This window comes from Longimicrobium terrae (genome assembly GCF_014202995.1).
Classification (GTDB): Bacteria; Gemmatimonadota; Gemmatimonadetes; order Longimicrobiales; family Longimicrobiaceae; genus Longimicrobium; species Longimicrobium terrae.
In genome coordinates this window covers 40,103-56,970 of record NZ_JACHIA010000010.1, presented here as the reverse complement: position 1 = coordinate 56,970, position 16,868 = coordinate 40,103, and the positions used below count along the sequence as shown (strand labels likewise).

The window sequence follows — 16,868 nt, the reverse complement described above, 5'->3', positions numbered from 1 at the left end:
TGCGATCAGGTGCGAAAGGGGGGATTCGAACCCCCACGGCCGAAGCCACTGGTTCCTAAGACCAGCGCGTCTACCATTCCGCCACTTTCGCCTGGGACGAACGGGTGAATATAGACCTCGGGTCCGGGGGGGTCAACACGGCGCGCGCGCTTCGGTTCATCCCGTGAAGTGCGCCGCGCGTGGTGTGCGTGATGAACGGCAACGGCCCTCACGCGGAGGACGCAGGGGGTGGCGGGGGGGTGCGCGGCGGTGGCGATGCTCATCGCGCGCCGCGCGAACTTTCGCGCGGCGGATGGCGCGTTACGGGCGGGCTGCTCCGCGTTCCCGGTCCTCGGCCGCCCTTTTTGTCCAGCGCCGATCGTGAATGATGCGATACGATGACAACCGTAGCCGGCCCAGGCGTCCTCGCCGCGCGCGCGCCTTGTCCCGACAGAAGAGCGGCCGGGACGATCAGCCCCGGCCGCTCTGCGGATTTCCTCGACTTCCTGTACGACGCGCGGCGGATCAGGCGGCGGGCCGGCCCTGGATGCGGAAGCGCACGATCTGCGGAACGCCGCTCTCGTTGAGCGTCAGCGCATAGATGTGCTGCCCGCGGATCAGCGGCTCCCCGAGCGACGCGACCGGCAGCGTCATGCGGCCGTGGTAGCGGCCTTCCGGATCGAAGACGTCCAGCACGGTGTTCTGCTCGCCGGCGGGGACGGAGGGCCGCACCCACAGCCAGCCGCGGTCATCCGTGACCAGGCTCTGCAGCGCGGGCTTGTTGCGGGGCACCCTGGACACGTCCACCTGGCCGCCCTGGTCGGTGAACCACTTGAGCTGAAGCGGCACTGAGTCGCGCTCCGCGTCGGAGACGGGCACGGGGGTGTTCTCACGCGTCACGATGCGCAGGCTGTCGCCCCGCGGGTTGCGCAGAACGAGCCGGTACCGGCCGGTGTCGGCGGACCACACGTTTCCGTCGCCGTCGATCGTCCACGCCAGCCGCGGGGAGAACGGCACGGGCGCGGAGGTGCTGACGCCTCCCCGCGCGGTGCTGAACTGCGGCTCGGGCACGGCGGGGAGCGCGACGCGTTCCATCTGTCCCGACGCCCCGTCTACACGCAGGAGCGCCGGCGCGCCGCCGTAGCCGTCCGGGCCCTGGGTGACATCCCACAGGTGGCCCGTGCGATCGAACCGGCCGGGCCAGGGCACCATGTTCATGCGGCTGCTTCGCGGCACGCTGGGGCGGATGGCGCCGGCGCTGTCGAACACGGTGTAGCGCACGTTCCCGGGATCCGCCACCCACAGGGAGCCGTCCCGCGCCAGCGCCATCCCGGCGGGCTGGTTCAGTTCGCCGGGGCCCTGCCCCCTGCGGCCCATGCTGCGCAGGTGGCGCCCGTCCGGCCCGAACACGCGGACGTTCATTGTCATGGCGTCCAGCACGTACAGGCGGCCGGCGGGGTCGACCTCCAGCGCCGCGGGACCGGCCAAGACGTCGGGGCCGCTCCCTTCCGCGGTGCCGATCCGCAGATCCTCCACGGCCTTCCAGGCGGTGGCTTCGGTCCAGGCACCCTGTTCCGGGTTGATGGCCTGCACGGCGCCGCCGGGCAGCGTCTCGGAGCGGAACGCGGCGGGAGCCCGATCGCGCCCGCACGCGGCGGCGAGCGCGAGTGCGGGGAGCAGTGTTGAAATTCTACGTACCTTCATTGTCTGGATGGGAGTAGCGCACTGGCATGGAGTGCGTGGCTGCGGGAAGGGTGCGGCGTGGGGCCGCGCCGCACCGGTGGTTTGCTGCGGGACTGCATTGCGGGCGCGAGCCGAATCGTCCTCCACCGCCCGGCCGGGGATCAGGGACGACGATTCGGAGCGGCCTGCTCAGGGAGGCGTGACGACCTCGTGCTCCCCTCCGCCGGTGGCGCCGGTGGAGCAGGAGCAGATGGGCGCGCCCGTCCAGAAGCTGCAGGAGCAGGTGCAGTTGCCGTTTCCACTGCACGACCCCCGCGAGCAGTTCGCGCTGCAGCTGGGAAGGTCCTGCGCGTAGACCCGTTGAACGAGGCGTGGAGAAAGCAGGAGCAGCATCGCGGCGATCATTGAGAACAGTGCAATCTGAAGGTGGCGCAGACGTCTGGTATCCTGTGACATGGAATCTCCTTGGGAGGGCGGATGAAGTCCCGGCCGGGACGGGTTGATGCGCGAGGTAGAATTATTCGGCGGGGCGGGCCGCGAAGGCGTGCACCTGCCGTATCGCCGGCCGCGTGAGCGCGCCGGTGGCGACGCCCCGGATCACCCCATTCTCTACCAGGATGGTGGCGGGCGTGACCTCCGCGTTCAGCGCGCCGCGCACCTCCGCGGGTGTGGCGGTAATCACGTGTACGTGCCTTGAGAGCGGGCCCCAGTACTCGCGCGCCGCGGGCGTGCCGGCCGGCGCGACGGCGAACAGCTGCACCTGCCCGCCGTGCAGGTCGGCGACGAGGTCGATCCAGTTGGCCATGTTGCCGTTGCACGCGCTGCAGGTGGGCGCGTAGACAAAGACGATCGCCCGTTTCGCCCGGGCGATGCGGGCCAGCTCCGGCGTCGTCGCCCGCACGCGCGTGCGCGCCGGCTGAAGCAGCCCCGTCCGCTGCGCCGCCTCCGGCGCCCGGCTCCATGCGACGGCCGCGCTCGCGGTCCGGAGGCCGCTCCACGCGAGCAGGAGCGCGAGAAAGCCCGTGATGCTCAGGCGCTTCCACCGGTTCATGGCACCTCCACGCGGTACGCTTCCACCCGCTCCGCCAGCATGCTGTCGACCGCCACTCCGTACACGAGGCTGCCCGCGATGTGGAGCGGTTCAAATCCACGCGGCAGGCGCACCCGCGCCGGGGGGCGCGCGGCTGCGGCGACGCGCCACTCCCGGCTGTAGCCGCGCCAGTCGTCCTCCGTGCTGAATCCGCGGGTCCACACGGCCCCGCCGGGACCGGCGAGCACGCCGCTCACGGCGGGGCGAACGCGTGCGTAGTAGGAACGGTTCAGCGGCTCCAGCAGGTGCAGCGGCGTGGTGGAGGCCGCGATCTTTCCGCGCTCGCGCAGCCCGGCCAGGTGGCGAACGCGGTCTCCGCGCGTGACGCGCGCCGGGCGAAAGTCGGCGCGAATACGCTCGACGCGGCCGGACGGGTCAATGCGATACACGTCGTCGGGACCGCCGGGCGCAAATACCACGGAGCCGTCCCTCAGCGCACTCCACCGGGGCTCGGGCGACCACGTCAGCGGGTTGAGCCAGGTGGTCACGCTGCTTCCTGCGGCGGACTCCCGGTGACTTGCGTTTACCCCCGGCACCCGGAAGCGCAGCAGCGTCCGCGTCGCGCGCGCGGCCGTGTCCAGCCGCACGAGCGCTCCCCCCTGCGCGTCCGGCTGCACCCGCAACGGGTCCGAGCGGACTTCGGCTACGAAGCCGCCCTCCACCGCGGCCATCCTCTGCACCAGCCCCTGGCCGAGCCCGGCGGGGCTGAGCGACCGTACCGGCGCTCCCGCGGACGTGTGCACCGTCATCCGCTGCGTCTGCACGTCCCACACGGCGACCTCTCCGCTCCAGGGCAGCAGGGTCAGGCTGGTGGGACGGCGGAACTCGCCCGGGCCGCCGCCCGCGCCTCCGAAGCCGAACAGCCGCGTCCCGCCGGAGTCGAACGCGGAGCCGGAGAGCGACATCCCGTCGAGCACGTAGATCGTGTCTCCCCCCGGGCTCGGCACCACGTCCACGATGTGCCCGAATCCCTCCTCTCCGCCGTCGATGCGCAGCGCGAGTTCCGACAGGTCCGTCTGCGCGCCGTCCTGCGGTCCGGCCGCAATCCGCCGGTCGGCCGCCAGGCGGGCCTGCACGGGCGAGGTGAACAGCGGGGATGCGAGTTCGGCGGCCACCGGTCCACCGGGGCGGAGCGCGGCCGCGGTCGAGAGCATCGCTCCGGCGCCCGCCACGATCAGAATCAGCCGTGCGCGCTTCACCGCCCGCTCTCCGCGGACGGCGCCAGCAGTGCCGCCGTCGATCGAAGCCGTTGCGGCGAGGGCACGTTCCGGCTGCTGTACCGCGCCACTCCGCCCGCGTCCAGCACGATCCACCGCGCGGTCCCGAATTCCCTGGCAGCCGTCCCGTCGCCGCGCAGCACGGCATTTCCGAATGCCCGCACTACACAGGGCTCCACGGGCGCGGCCAGGGCGATCCACCGGATGTTCGGGCCGCGTCCCGCTTCTGCCGCCAGCGCACAGCGGGCCTCTCTGCCTGCAGGCTCGGCGTCCGCGCGCAGGAGAATGCGCGGACTTTCGTCCAGGGCGGGTGCAAGCGCATGCAGGGCGGGGAGCGGGGACCCGTACGCGACCGGAGAGATGGCGGCCCACCTCGTGGAGAGCGTGGCGTTGCGCTCGGCCATTTCGGCAAAGGTCTGCGCTGCTTCCGCCACCATCAGCGCCGACACCGCTCCCATCGCCAGCAGCAGCGTGCGGAACTGCCAGTCGGAGAGGCGGCCCAGGCGCGACAACCGCGCGGGAGGCGGATCGGGAGCGGTGGCGACGGAGAGCGGGTGGATCTGCATCGAGGTGGGTCCCGTCCAGGGAACGCTGGGTGTGGAGGAGGGCGGCGGGGCGGGGATCAGCCCCTGCGCACCTGAATTGACAATTTACAATCCGGACGCTCCGTGTCAAGAAAATTGTTGTTGGAAAAGATTGTGATCGGCTGGCGGGGATCACGGTGCGGGTTGGCGCCGCGGCGGCGGGGGACGGATGGCGGCATCCGCCCTGAGCTTTGTCTGGGGGAGGAGGTCCGGCGCGCGGGCGGGTGCTGGGTGGCGCGCTGCATCAATGGGCGAAAAAGAAGCGGCCCGGGCATGTGCCCGGGCCGCTTGCCGACTTCTCTCCCGACCGCCTGCCGGAGCTACTCCGGCAGGCGGATGTTGTAGATGCTTCCCTCGCCCGCGGGCAGAAGCACGCGCAGCGAAATGACTTCGCCGCCGCGCCGGCGCTCCACCGCGCGGCGGAAGGCTTCCACATCGGGCACCGTCTGCCCGTCCACGGCAAGGATGCGCAGCCCCTCGCCCAGGTTCGCGCGGTCGCCCACGCCGCCGCGCTCCACCTGGGTGATGACGACGCCCGCGGTGCCGCCCTCCAGCTCGTAGCGGCGCGCCAGTTCCGGCGAAACCGCGGCGACGGCGATCCCCAGCCGCGATCCCGTCTCGGCGGCGGCGTGGCGCGCGGGGCGGGCCGGCTCGGCGGGCTGCGACGGCGCCTCGGACAGCCGGGCGCGCACCTGCTGGCGCTGGCCGTAGCGGATCAGGTCCAGCGTCACCGTTTCTCCCGGCTGCTTGGTCGCGATCAGCCGCTGAAACTGCCCCACGCGCTCCACCGTCTGCCCGTTGACCGCCACGATCACGTCGCCCTGCCGCACGCCGGCCTCCCGCGCGGGGCTGTCTTCGGGAAAGTCCTGCACCACCACGCCCACGATGCGCTCCAGCTTGAAAACCTCGGCGTCTTCCGGCGTCACGTTGCTCACCTGGATCCCCACCGCGGGGCGGCGCACGCGGCCGTAGCGGATCAGGTCATCCCCCACCTTGCGTGCCAGGTCGATGGGGACGGCGAATCCGTATCCCGAATAGAAGCCTGTCGGCGAGGCGATCGCGGAGTTCACGCCCACGACTTCGCCGCGCAGGTTCACCAGCGGGCCGCCGCTGTTGCCCGGGTTGATGGGCGCGTCGGTCTGGATGAAGTCCTCGATGGCCCAGCGCCCGTTGGCGCCCGCGCTCTGCCCGATCAGGTTGTTGAGCGTGCGTCCCTTGGCGCTTACGATGCCGGAGGTGACCGTCGTGCCCAGGTCCAGCGGGTTGCCGATGGCCAGCACCCACTCGCCGATGCGCACGCCCTCGCTGCGTCCCAGGCGTACGGACGGAAAGGTGCCGCCCTCCACCTTGATGACGGCGATGTCGGTCAGCGGGTCGCGCCCCACCAGCGTGGCGCGCAGGTGGCGGTTGTCGCTGAGCACCACGTTGATCTGGTCCGCGTCGGCGACCACGTGGTTGTTGGTCATGATGTAGCCTTCGGGCGAGATCAGGAATCCGGAGCCGCTGGATTCCTGGGGCACGTCGGGCTGGCCCTCGGGCATGGGGAAGGGAAAGGGGAAGCCGCGCCGGTTGCCGCCGCGGGGATCTTCCTCCTCGGCGCCGCTGCTTTCCGTCTCGATGGCCACCACGGCCGGCGTCACGGATTCGGCGATGCGGATGAAGGCTTCGCTCATCTCGGCCACGGGGCGCACCTCGGCGCTGCCGGGACGGGGCGTGGTCTGCAGGACGGCGGCGTGCGAGCCGGCCGTCCAGTCCAGGCCGGTGGCCACCAGAATGCCGCCTGCGAATGCGCCGGCCGTGGTGCCCAGCATCTTGAACTTGGCGCGTACGGGATCGAGCATGCTTCCTCTGTGTGTGCGTCCGACACCGGATGAGCGGAACCAAAGATCCGGGAATCCGCCGCGTACGGGAAGGGGCGGAGGATGAACAGTGCGTTAGTGCGGGGTGCGTTAGTGCGTGAGTGCGAAAGACAAAGGGCCAGTGCCCAGTGCTCAGGTACAAGTGCCCAAGTGCCCAGCCCTGGTGCGCACCATCGGAACGGCCCGCGCACGCAGTCTCTGACGAGGTATGTACGAGACCAGCCGCCGCCGTGGACCTCAGGCCAGCCCGGTCCGGCCACGCGACCGGCCTGACGGGCACCGGGCCCTCGGCACTGGGCACTGACCCTGGGCACTCGGCACTTGTACCTGAGCACTTTCTTCTTTTCGCACTCACGCACCCAGCACCCCGCACTCACGCACTTTCTTTCCCTCGCAAGACAGCGGCCCCGCCGCCCTCTCGGGGCGGCGGGGCCGTGTATTCACACGCGAAGGCGACTACTTCTTGTCGTCTTCCACGATCTCGTAGTCCGCTTCCACCACGTCGTCCTGCGGACGGGCGCTGGCGGTGGCGTCGTTCTCAAAGCCGGCGCCCGCCGTGGCGCCGCCGCTGAACCCGGCGTCGGCGCCGCCCTGCGCCGCCTGCGCCTGGTACATGGACGCGCCCGCCGCCGAGAAGGCCGCCTGCAGCTCCTCCGTCGCGGTGCGCACCTCGGCGATGTCGTCCTGCTTCAGCGCCTTGCGCCCGCGCTCCAGCGCGGCGTTCAGCGTGTCGCGGGTGCCCTGGTCCAGCTTGTCTTCCCACTCCTTGCTGTTCTTCTCGACGTCGTAGACCATCGAGTCCAGCCGGTTGCGGGCCTCCACCTGCTCGCGCCGCGCCTTGTCCTCGGCGGCGTGGGCGTCGGCGTCCTTCACCATCTTGTCGATCTCGCCCTCCGACAGGCCCGACGAAGCCTCGATGCGGATCTTCTGCTCCTTGCCGGTGGCGCGGTCCTTGGCCGACACGTGCAGAATGCCGTTCGCGTCGATGTCGAACGTCACTTCCACCTGCGGCATGCCGCGGGGTGCCGGCGGAATGCCCGTCAGCTGGAATTTGCCGATGGTCTTGTTGTACACGGCCATCTCGCGCTCACCCTGCAGCACGTGGATCTCCACCGTGGTCTGGCTGTCCTCGGCCGTGCTGAACGTTTCCGACTTCTTGGTCGGAATCGTGGTGTTGCGCTCGATCAGCTTGGTGAACACGCCGCCCAGCGTCTCGATGCCCAGCGACAGCGGGGTCACGTCCAGCAGCAGCACGTCCTTCACTTCGCCGGCCAGCACGCCGCCCTGGATGGCCGCGCCCACCGCCACCACCTCGTCGGGGTTCACGCCGCGGTGCGGGTCCTTGCCAAAGAAGTTCTTGACGATCTCCTGGATCTTGGGAATGCGCGTGCTGCCGCCCACCAGGATCACTTCGTCGATCTCGCCCGGCTTCAGCCCCGCGTCCTTGAGCGCCTGCTCCATCGGCGGAATGGTGCGCTTCACCAGGTCGTCCACCAGCTGCTCGAACTTGGCGCGCGTCAGCGTCACGTTCAGGTGCTTGGGGCCTTCCTGCGTGGCGGTGATGAAGGGCAGGTTGATGTCCGTCGACATGGTGGTCGACAGCTCCATCTTGGCCTTTTCCGCGGATTCCTTCAGGCGCTGAAGCGCCATGGGGTCCTTGCTCAGGTCGATGCCCTGGTCGCGGCGGAACTCCTCCGTGAGCCACTCGATGATCTTCTGGTCGAAGTCGTCGCCGCCCAGGTGCGTGTCGCCGTTGGTCGCCTTGACCTCGAACACGCCCTCGCCCAGCTCCAGCACGCTGATGTCGTACGTGCCGCCGCCCAGGTCGTACACCGCGACCTTTTCGTCCTTCTTCTTGTCGAGCCCGTACGCCAGCGCGGCGGCCGTCGGCTCGTTGATGATGCGCAGAACCTCCAGGCCCGCCACCTTGCCGGCGTCCTTGGTGGCCTGCCGCTGCGCGTCGTTGAAGTACGCGGGCACGGTGATCACGGCCTGCGTCACGGTGCTGCCCAGGTAGTCTTCGGCGGTCTGCTTCATCTTCTGCAGAATCATCGCCGAGATTTCGGGCGGGGTGAAGGTCTTGCCCACATTGGGGATCTCCACCTGCGCCAGACCGTTGGGGCCCGCGGTGACCTTGTAGGGTACCAGCTTCTCCTCCTGCTGCACTTCGGCCTCTTTGCGGCCCATGAAGCGCTTGATGGAGAAGAGCGTGTTGGTCGGGTTGGTGATGGCCTGCCGGCGGGCCACCTGGCCGACGAGCCGCTCGCCGTCCTTGGTGAACGCCACGACCGACGGCGTGGTGCGGCCGCCTTCCGCGTTGGGAATCACGACGGGGTCGCCGCCTTCCATGACGGCTACCACCGAGTTCGTGGTTCCAAGATCGATCCCGATGACCTTCGCCATGGGCTCTCCTGTCAGTGATGAGAAAACAGAGGCGCTGCCGGGCCCTCAGACCCGGCGCGCCTTGATGCGCTTGCCGTGGAAAGGGCAACGGGCATGCCACCTTTTCTCATGTGTTTCCGGCAGGTTTTGACGCTTGTACCGCCATTTTGGCGCACCTCGTCGGCACGGCGGATGACGGAAGAGGAGAGCTGTCAGGAGCGGGCAGGGTTCCGGTCATGACAGCAGCGTGCTTCTCTGTCCGTCCCCGGTACTGATCCTTTTCCGCCACGCAGGAACGCCCCACTCCTCAACGCCGAGGGCGGGGGCGTTTCTGTTTCCGGCCTTTGCCGTGGCGAGGAAGGGACAATGGCGGTGCGGAATACGGATCGGCGCGTCCGCCGGCGGTGGCCCTCACCCCGCGTGCTGCGCACGACGACCCTCTCCCACGAACGGATGTGGGAGAGGGAGCACACACCAGTGTCGTGCGGATTCCACGGTGCAGTTGAAGCCCCGAACCGGATGCGCCAGCAGCCGGTGTCGGGGGTTACCGCAGCTTGAGCGGCGGATTCATCCGCTCTCGCTCGGGAGGGTGGGCGAGTCGTACGAGCCCGGGCGGGGGCCGCCCTGGCACCCGCCTCGCGCGCCGAAATCAATCCTCTACAAATCCACTGTCCCAACCCAGAAGCCGGCGGAACTCGCGTTCCGCCGGCCTGCATTCTCCTCCAATCCATGGCCAGACGCAGCGGCGGCCCGCCGGAAGAGTCCGGCGGGCCGCCATTCTGTTCATCCTCCCGGACCGCGGACGGTCAGCGGCGCCAGGAAAGGCCCACGCCCACGTCCGGCGACTCGTCGCTCAGTCCCAGGCTCAGGCGAAGGATGAGGTTGCTGGAGAACTCCGCGTCCAATCCCAGTTCCGCCAGCAGTTCCGTCTCGAACTCGTCGCCGCCGTAGCCCTGGATGGCCGCCACCCGCGGGTGCAGGTACGGCGTGAGCGCCACGCCCGGAGTTACGAACCGCTGGCCCACGCTGACGCCCGCCTGCAGGCCGATCGCCTGGTCATCGCCCAGCAGCCCCTGCGCGGCGGCGGTGAACGCCACCGGAATGGGCGCGGTGAGCGGCACCCGCAGTTCGCCACCGACGGAAATCAGGCCGTCGAGCGCGTCCACGTAGCCCACGCGCAGGCCGAGCGGCCCCTCGCGGTAGATGCCCTCGAAGGCGGAGTCGCCCGGGCCGTCGCTCAGGTAGATGCCCAGGTCGTTCATGGGCACCGGCGACTGGTAGCTGGGGGTGAACACCTGGGCCCCGGCGCTGCTCGCCGACACCAGCAGCGCGCCGGCGGCCACGGCCGCGGCAGACATGACTTTCTTCATCGTTCCGGATTCCTTCTGGTTGATCGGGCCCGCCACACCCTGCGGCCGGGCTCTCGTCCGCCGGTTTTACAAGATCCAGACCATCTCCATCTGATACGATGGGCGGGTGATTCTGATACGAAGAACCTGGTTTCGTCCTCTCCCATGGACAGCCGGTGATCCCCCGGCGAGAAACGCGGGAGAGGGAGGGACTGATCCCGCCGCCGCGCGTTGGCCTTCACCCGCGCCTGTCGATAAATTTCGGGGACGAACCGATTCAGGAGACAGCAAGGCATGAGTACAGAGAAGGCGGCCGAGGTGGATCAGACGATCCGGGCGCGGCGGACGGAAAAGGTGCTGGCGGACGAGGCGCTCCCGCCGGTGTCCGCGCGCGGTGTGATCGACGAACTGGTGGCGGTTGCGGGATGGGCGCCCTTTCACAAGCCGGCGGCGCGCGTGCACCTGCAGGACGGCGGGCTGACCTCCATCGTCCCGTGGCGCTTTCACCTGCTGGACGCGGACGGGTGCCGGGCGCTGCGGCAGGCCCTGCTCGCGCGCGGCGACAAGAGCAAGGTGCCGCGCATGCTGGGCGCGGCCTCGGCGCTGGTGCAGGCCACGTGGCTGCCCAACCCGCCCAGGGGAGAGATCGACGGGCTGTTCGAGGCGACGGTGGACAACATGGAGATCGTGGCCGCGGCGGGCGCGGCCGTGCAGAACCTGCTGCTCGCCGCCACGGCGCGCGGAATCCGCAACTACTGGGCGTCCGGCGGCGCGCTTCGCGATCCGGACGCGTTCGGGTGGATGGGCATTCCGGAGCGGGAGATTCTGCTGGGATCGCTCTTCTTCTTTCCCGCGGATACGGGGGACGCTGAAGTGAGCGGGGGCAGCCACCGCGACCGGCGCGGCGCCCCGGCGGAGTGGTCGCGCTGGGTGGACCTGCGGCTGCCCGCGCCCGGATCCTGAGCCGGGGGCCACGCGACCGGCATCCGGGATCGAAATCGCGTGCTGCTACCCGTGCCGTCGCAGCGCCGCGAACGCGGGTTGGAAAAATGTGACAGATTTGGTACGGGCTCGTCTAGTCCGTTGTCCTCTGCCGATTTACGAGAAACCGGCGCGCTGGTGTCGGTAACTGTGCATCCTACAAAGGGTTGCGCATCCGCCGGGATCAGCTACCTTGTAGCTCGAACTCCGGTCTGCCCCCTCCATTTCCCCCTGACCATCGGATCGATCCGTGAACCTGAGACCTCTTGCGTCGCGGCGCTGGCTGGCCGCCGCCGTCCTCCTCGCCGCGGCGTGCGGCGACCAGCAGCCCACCGCGGTGCAGCGCCCGGTGGATGGTGACGTGCCGGAAACCGCGTTGCAGGCGTTCGACTGCACCGCCAGCATCCATTCGTCGTCGGTGAGCTGCGCTCCCGCGGCCCCGGCGGGCGCTGGCAGCCGGTCGATCCTGGGCGGGCAGAACTCGTTGCTGAAGCTGACGTCCAGCAACGTCTCGTACGATGCGGGTACGGAGATCTTTCAGTTCGACGTGACGGTGCAGAACCTGTTGAACGAGGCAATGGGAACTCCGGACGGCACCGTGCCGGACCCGCAAGGCATCCGGGCGTTCTTTCACGCCGGCCCCACGGTCACCAGCGGCACGGGTTCGGTCAGTGTGGCCAACGCGGACGGCGTCGCCGACATCACGGGTGAAGAGCAGCCGTACTTCGCCTACAACGAGATCCTGAGCAAGGACGAGGTTTCGTCGTCCAAGACGTGGCAGCTCAGCGCGCCGGCGTCCGTGGGCAGCGTGTCGTTCAAGATCTACATCGAAACGGACGTGCAGTACCTGCTGGTGATCAACGAGGTGCTGGCCAACCCCGCGAACTACAACACGAACCCCGACGTCAACGGCGAGTGGTTCGAGGTGTACAACGCGGGAACGCTGAAGGTGAATCTTCAGAACCTGGTGATCGCCGACTCCGCCCAATCCGGGCGCCGGCCGTACCACCTGATCTCGTCCTCGCTCGTGGTGCCTTCGGGCGGGTACGTGGTGCTGGGGCAGAGCACCAACACTACCGCCAACGGCGGCGTGCCGGTGGATTACGCGTACGGCAACGTGATCGCCCTGGCCAACTCGCTGGACGCCCTCAAGATCGCCCGCGTGGTGGGCACCGACACGCTGACACTGGACCGCGTGCAGTACGCGTCGGCCGCCACCTCGGCGCAGGACGGAATCAGCCGCGAACTGAAGAACCCGCTGCTGGACAACAGCAACATGGACGGCAGCAACTGGGCGAGCGCGCTGGTGACCGCGGTGTACGGCCCCGGCGGCAGGGGTACGCCCAAGGCGCAGAACTCCACCTACACGCCCTGACCTCCGCGGTTTCGGCTTGATGACCGAAAGCCCTCGGCGCCCCATGCGGCGCCGGGGGCTTTTTTGTGCGGAGAAACTCACAAAGTGACTTTCGTGACAGTCCATGCTGTTGCGGCATCCGGACTTTTCCGCATGCCTGTCTGTCATTATCTTTGGTGGGGTAACACCTTCGTATCACCTCACGCGATCCCCCTGCAGATGACCTTTCTACGACTCCCGACTCCGGAGCGTTCCTGCGCCCGGATCGTGGCGGCTTCGATGCTCCTGCTCGCCGCGGCGTGCGGCGACCAGCACCCCGTGGAGGTGCAGCGCCCGACAGTCGGCAGCGTGCCCGAAACCGCGCTGCAGGCGTTTGATTGCACGGCCAACATCCGCGCCGCGGCGGTGAACTGCGCGCCCGCGGCCCCGGCCGGCAGCGGCAGCCGGAACATCCTGGGTGGCCAGAACTCGCTGCTGAAGCTCACGTCCAGCAACGTGTCGTACAACCCGGGCACGCAGATCTTTCAGTTCGACGTGACGGTGCAGAACCTGTTGAACGAGGCCATGGGCACGCCGGACGGCACCGTGCCGGATCCGGACGGCATCCGGGTGTTCTTCCACGCTGGCCCCGCGGTCACCAGCGGCACGGGCACGGCCACCGTGGCCAACGCGGACGGCGTCGCCGACATCACGGGCACGCAGCAGCCGTACTTCAGGTACAACCAGATCCTGCCCAGGAACGCCGTTTCGTCGGCCAAGACGTGGCAGCTGAGCGTTCCTCCCAGCGCCGGTACCGTGGCGTTCAAGATGTACATTGAAACGGACGTGCAGTACCTGCTGGTGATCAACGAGGTATTGGCGAACCCGGTCGGCCTCGTGTCCACCGAGCAGCCCGCGGAATACTTCGAGGTATACAACGCCGGTACTCTGTCCGTGAACATGAAGGGCCTGGTGATTGCCGACTCCGCCGCTTCCGGGCGCCGTCCGTATCACCTGGTCGCCAACTCCCTGAAGGTTGCCCCGGGCGCGTACGTGACCCTGGGCGGAAGCACCAACCCGGCCTCGAACCTGGGTGCGACGATCGACTACTCGTACGGCGGCAGCTTCAGCCTGGCCAACTCGCTGGACGCGATTAAGATTGCTCGTGTGTACGGAACCGACACGCTGACGCTGGATCGCACGCAGTACGCGTCGGCCGCTACGTCGGCGCAGGAAGGCATCAGCCGCGAGCTCCGGAACCCGGCGCTGGACAACTCCAACATGGATGGCAGCAACTGGGCGACTACGGCAGTGACGGCCACCTACACCTACGGGTCCACGACCACCCGCGGCACGCCCAAGGCGCAGAACTCCACGTACACGCCCTGAGTTCGTCCCGCTTCGGCGGGTACGGACGGATTGGAGCCCCCGGCGCCCGCGCGGCGCCGGGGGTTTTCTGCTTTCGTCGTGAACCGTACGACGGGGGAGAAACCCTTGCGCCGCAAACGCTTTCGCCGCGTGCCGCGTGTAGCGTCCGTGCACGGATTCCGCTATCTTGGTGAGCCTGCCTGTCGCCCGCTTTCGGGCTTTACCTTTCGCCTGAAACCGGTTCAATGAAACTGAAGCGTCCCGCGTTCGACCGCCGCTGGCTGGCGGCGACGCTTGTTCTTGCCGCCGCGGCGTGCGGCGACCAGCAGCCCACCGCCGTGCAGCGCGCCGATGACGGCAACGTCCCCGAGACGGCGCTGCAGGAGTTTGACTGCACGGCGAACATCCGCGCCGCGGCGGTGAACTGCGCCCCGACGGCCCCGGCCGGAAACGGCAGCCGGAACATTCTGGGTGGCCAGAACTCGCTGCTGAAGCTCACGTCCAGCAACGTCTCGTATAATGCGGGGACGGAGATCTTTCAGTTCGACGTGACGGTGCAGAACCTGTTGAACGAGGCCATGGGCACCCCGGACGGCGTGACGCCCGACCCGGAAGGGATCCGCGTGTTCTTTCACGCCGGCCCCGCGGTCACCAGCGGAACGGGAACGGTTACCGTGGCCAACGCGGACGGCACGGCCGACATCACCGGCGTTGAGCAGCCGTTCTTTGCCTACCACGAGATTCTGAGGCAGAACGAGGTGTCGGCCGCGCACACGTGGCAGCTGAGCGCTCCCGCCAGCGTCGGCACCGTCGCGTTCAAGATGTACGTTGAAACGGACGTGCAGTACCTGCTGGTGATCAACGAAATGCTCGTCAATCCGTCGGGCACCAGCATGGAAACGAATGGCGACTTCGTGGAGCTCTACAACGCGGGCACCCTCAAGGTGGACCTGCAGAACCTGGTGATCGCCGATTCGGCCGCGTCGGGGCGCCGCCCGTACCACCTGATCGCGTCCTCCGTGGTGATCGCCCCGGGCGGGTACGTGGTGCTGGGCACCACGACCAACACCACGAACAACGGCGGCCTGCCGGTGGATTATGCGTGGGGCGGTTCGGTTGCGCTGCAGAGTTCGCTGGACGCGTTCAAGATCGCCCGCGTGTACGGCGCGGACACGCTGACCCTGGACCGCACGCAGTACGCGTCGGCTGCGACCTCGGCGCAGGACGGCGTCAGCCGCGAGCTCAAGAACCCGGCGCTGGACAACAGCAACATGGACGGCAGCAACTGGGGCAGTGCGTCCGTCACGTCGGTGTACGGCCCCGGTGGCCGCGGCACGCCCAGGGCGCAGAACTCCGCGTTTACGCCCTGACCCTCGTCCGCTCGCGCGGAACGGGTGAACGAAGCCCCCGGCGCCACGCGGCGCCGGGGGCTCTCGCGTGTGTCCCCCCTCCGTGCGGAATGCGCGTACCGCCGTTACCCGGAGCACCCGGCGCGGCGGAGGTGCGTGGGGTCAGGAGAGGCAATGGGGGACGGCCGGCGCCCCCCGCCGTGACGGCAAGAAAGGGTGTGTCCACCGGAACGATCATCCGCCCCGCAGCCGGTGCACCCAGGCCGCAACAGGCCTGTCGCCCATGGAGGCAAGGCCACGTTCCCGCGCGGTTCACGTGCGTTCGGCCGCATGAAAGAAGGCCGTCAATCCGTGAATCTGCTGGAAGCCGCTGATTCCCGTCCGCAAAGGAAACATTTGAAAATCCCGCACGGAAATTGCCTACGCCCCAGAGGTTCCTCCGGGCTTCGCCCCTCCGCACGCGGGTCATGGCTGGATCTCCCTCCCTTCGCCCTGATGCGGGCCTTCTTTCGCGAAACGAGATTTTCTTGAACTCTCCCTCTGTGCCGCGCGCTGCGTGGCGCCTGCTGGCCGCCGGAGTCCTGCTTTCGGCCGCGGCGTGCGGCGACCAGCAGCCCGTGGCCGTGCAGGGCACCGCGCGCAGCGACGTACCCAAGACGGCGCTGCAGGCGTTCGACTGCACCGCGAACATCCGCTCCGCGGTGGTGAACTGCGCGCCCGCGGCCCCGGCCGGCGGCGGCAGCCGCGCGATCATCGGTGGGCAGAATGATTACCTGAAGCTGACGTCCAGCAACACCGGATACGATGCGGGCACGCAGATCTTTTCGTTCGACGTGACGGTGCAGAACCTGTTGAACGAGGCGCTGGGCACCGCGAACGGCGTGGCGGTGGATCCGGGTGGCATTCGCGCCTTCTTCCACACCGGCCCCACGGTCACCAGCGGAACGGGCTCGGCCAGTGTGGCCAACGCCGACGGCGTCGCCTCCATCACGGGTGAAGACCAGCCGTACTTCACCTACAACGAGATCCTGCAGAAGGACGAGGTGTCGCAGTCGCACACGTGGCAGTTGAACGTGCCGACCACCGCGAGCACCGTGTCGTTCAAGATCTACATCGAAACGACCGTGCAGTACCTGCTGGTGATCAACGAGGTGATGGTGAACCCCCTGAACCCGGACCCCAACGGCCCCGGCGTCGACACCGACCGCGAGTGGTTCGAAGTGTACAACGCGGGCCGTCTGCCGGTGCAGATGCAGGGACTGCTGATCGCCGACTCGGCGGGATCGGGGCGGCGGCCGTACCATCGCATCGCGTCGCTGCTGACGGTGGCGCCGGGCGCGTACGTGGTTCTGGGCGCGAGCACCAACACCGTCAGCAACGGCGGGGTTCCGGTGGACTACTCGTACGGTGGAACCATTGCGCTGGCCAACTCGGTGGACGCCCTCAAGATCTCGCGCCTGGGCAGCGTTCCCGGCGATACGCTTACCCTGGGCCGGACCCAGTACGGCAACGCGGCGATCTCGGCGCAGGCCGGCATCTCGCGCGAGCTGCTGAACCCGGCGCTGGACAACTCCAACATGGACGGCAGCAACTGGGGCAGCGCCTCCGACGCCCCGTTCTACGGCACCAACGGGCGCGGCACGCCCAAGGCGCAGAACTCGGTGTTCACGCCCTGACCTCTCCCTTTCACGCGG

At 68.7% G+C, this 16,868-nt stretch carries 13 protein-coding genes and 1 tRNA gene; 6 read left to right on the top strand and 8 right to left on the bottom strand.

Annotated elements, in window-relative coordinates; translation table 11 throughout:
- Positions 1–10: 10 nt before the first annotated feature.
- Together HNQ61_RS16290 and HNQ61_RS16285 are read right to left on the bottom strand one after the other, a co-directional pair.
- Positions 11–91: transfer RNA gene (locus HNQ61_RS16290), tRNA-Leu, on the bottom strand.
- Between the two features lie 413 nt (positions 92–504).
- On the bottom strand, positions 505–1,683 hold the full coding sequence (locus HNQ61_RS16285; protein WP_170032391.1) for a 6-bladed beta-propeller: 1,179 nt from the start codon (positions 1,681–1,683) through the stop codon (positions 505–507).
- Between the two features lie 178 nt (positions 1,684–1,861).
- Between HNQ61_RS16285 and HNQ61_RS16280 the strand changes: the two genes are divergently transcribed.
- The gene (locus tag HNQ61_RS16280; RefSeq protein WP_170032389.1) at positions 1,862–2,017 is read left to right on the top strand and encodes a hypothetical protein; all 156 of its coding nucleotides are present in this window, start codon (positions 1,862–1,864) and stop codon (positions 2,015–2,017) included.
- A 162-nt stretch (positions 2,018–2,179) separates the two neighbouring features.
- Here HNQ61_RS16280 and HNQ61_RS16275 read toward each other — a convergent pair whose 3' ends face one another.
- The 6 genes from HNQ61_RS16275 to HNQ61_RS16250 all read right to left on the bottom strand — a co-directional run bounded on the left by HNQ61_RS16275 (position 2,180) and on the right by HNQ61_RS16250 (position 10,164).
- Positions 2,180–2,713: a hypothetical protein gene (locus HNQ61_RS16275; RefSeq protein WP_170032387.1), complete on the bottom strand. Its 534-nt coding sequence runs from the start codon at positions 2,711–2,713 to the stop codon at positions 2,180–2,182.
- Positions 2,710–3,951, bottom strand: a complete 1,242-nt coding sequence (locus tag HNQ61_RS16270) for a hypothetical protein (protein ID WP_170032385.1) — start codon at positions 3,949–3,951, stop codon at positions 2,710–2,712. The genes HNQ61_RS16275 and HNQ61_RS16270 overlap by 4 nt, the downstream gene beginning before the upstream one ends.
- Positions 3,948–4,535: a hypothetical protein gene (locus HNQ61_RS16265; RefSeq protein ID WP_170032383.1), complete on the bottom strand. Its 588-nt coding sequence runs from the start codon at positions 4,533–4,535 to the stop codon at positions 3,948–3,950. The genes HNQ61_RS16270 and HNQ61_RS16265 overlap by 4 nt, the downstream gene beginning before the upstream one ends.
- Before the next feature lie 338 nt (positions 4,536–4,873).
- Positions 4,874–6,394: a trypsin-like peptidase domain-containing protein gene (locus tag HNQ61_RS16260; RefSeq protein WP_170032380.1), complete on the bottom strand. Its 1,521-nt coding sequence runs from the start codon at positions 6,392–6,394 to the stop codon at positions 4,874–4,876.
- A gap of 474 nt (positions 6,395–6,868) precedes the next feature.
- On the bottom strand, positions 6,869–8,815 hold the full coding sequence (gene dnaK / locus HNQ61_RS16255; protein ID WP_170032377.1) for a molecular chaperone DnaK: 1,947 nt from the start codon (positions 8,813–8,815) through the stop codon (positions 6,869–6,871).
- A gap of 785 nt (positions 8,816–9,600) precedes the next feature.
- Positions 9,601–10,164, bottom strand: coding sequence for a hypothetical protein (locus HNQ61_RS16250; protein WP_170032374.1), 564 nt, complete (start codon positions 10,162–10,164; stop codon positions 9,601–9,603).
- Between the two features lie 273 nt (positions 10,165–10,437).
- Here HNQ61_RS16250 and HNQ61_RS16245 point away from each other — a divergent pair, with 273 nt between their 5' ends.
- The 5 genes from HNQ61_RS16245 to HNQ61_RS16225 all read left to right on the top strand — a co-directional run bounded on the left by HNQ61_RS16245 (position 10,438) and on the right by HNQ61_RS16225 (position 16,850).
- Complete coding sequence (locus tag HNQ61_RS16245) at positions 10,438–11,106, top strand: nitroreductase family protein (protein WP_170032371.1); 669 nt, start codon at positions 10,438–10,440, stop codon at positions 11,104–11,106.
- 268 nt (positions 11,107–11,374) lie between these two features.
- The gene (locus HNQ61_RS16240; RefSeq protein ID WP_170032367.1) at positions 11,375–12,499 is read left to right on the top strand and encodes a lamin tail domain-containing protein; all 1,125 of its coding nucleotides are present in this window, start codon (positions 11,375–11,377) and stop codon (positions 12,497–12,499) included.
- A gap of 198 nt (positions 12,500–12,697) precedes the next feature.
- Complete coding sequence (locus HNQ61_RS16235; protein WP_221305270.1) at positions 12,698–13,846, top strand: lamin tail domain-containing protein; 1,149 nt, start codon at positions 12,698–12,700, stop codon at positions 13,844–13,846.
- 224 nt (positions 13,847–14,070) lie between these two features.
- Entirely contained in the window at positions 14,071–15,195 is a 1,125-nt protein-coding gene (locus HNQ61_RS16230; RefSeq protein WP_170032360.1) for a lamin tail domain-containing protein, read from the top strand.
- A 506-nt stretch (positions 15,196–15,701) separates the two neighbouring features.
- Positions 15,702–16,850: a lamin tail domain-containing protein gene (locus tag HNQ61_RS16225; RefSeq protein ID WP_170032356.1), complete on the top strand. Its 1,149-nt coding sequence runs from the start codon at positions 15,702–15,704 to the stop codon at positions 16,848–16,850.
- Positions 16,851–16,868 lie beyond the last annotated feature (18 nt).

Coding starts and splice junctions, on each gene's coding strand:
- HNQ61_RS16285 (WP_170032391.1), bottom strand. CDS start 1,683: ATGAAGGTACGTAGAATTTCAACACTGCTCCCCGCACTCGCGCTCGCC.
- HNQ61_RS16275 (WP_170032387.1), bottom strand. CDS start 2,713: ATGAACCGGTGGAAGCGCCTGAGCATCACGGGCTTTCTCGCGCTCCTG.
- HNQ61_RS16265 (WP_170032383.1), bottom strand. CDS start 4,535: ATGCAGATCCACCCGCTCTCCGTCGCCACCGCTCCCGATCCGCCTCCC.
- HNQ61_RS16260 (WP_170032380.1), bottom strand. CDS start 6,394: ATGCTCGATCCCGTACGCGCCAAGTTCAAGATGCTGGGCACCACGGCC.
- dnaK (WP_170032377.1), bottom strand. CDS start 8,815: ATGGCGAAGGTCATCGGGATCGATCTTGGAACCACGAACTCGGTGGTA.
- HNQ61_RS16250 (WP_170032374.1), bottom strand. CDS start 10,164: ATGAAGAAAGTCATGTCTGCCGCGGCCGTGGCCGCCGGCGCGCTGCTG.
- HNQ61_RS16245 (WP_170032371.1), top strand. CDS start 10,438: ATGAGTACAGAGAAGGCGGCCGAGGTGGATCAGACGATCCGGGCGCGG.
- HNQ61_RS16235 (WP_221305270.1), top strand. CDS start 12,698: ATGACCTTTCTACGACTCCCGACTCCGGAGCGTTCCTGCGCCCGGATC.
- HNQ61_RS16230 (WP_170032360.1), top strand. CDS start 14,071: ATGAAACTGAAGCGTCCCGCGTTCGACCGCCGCTGGCTGGCGGCGACG.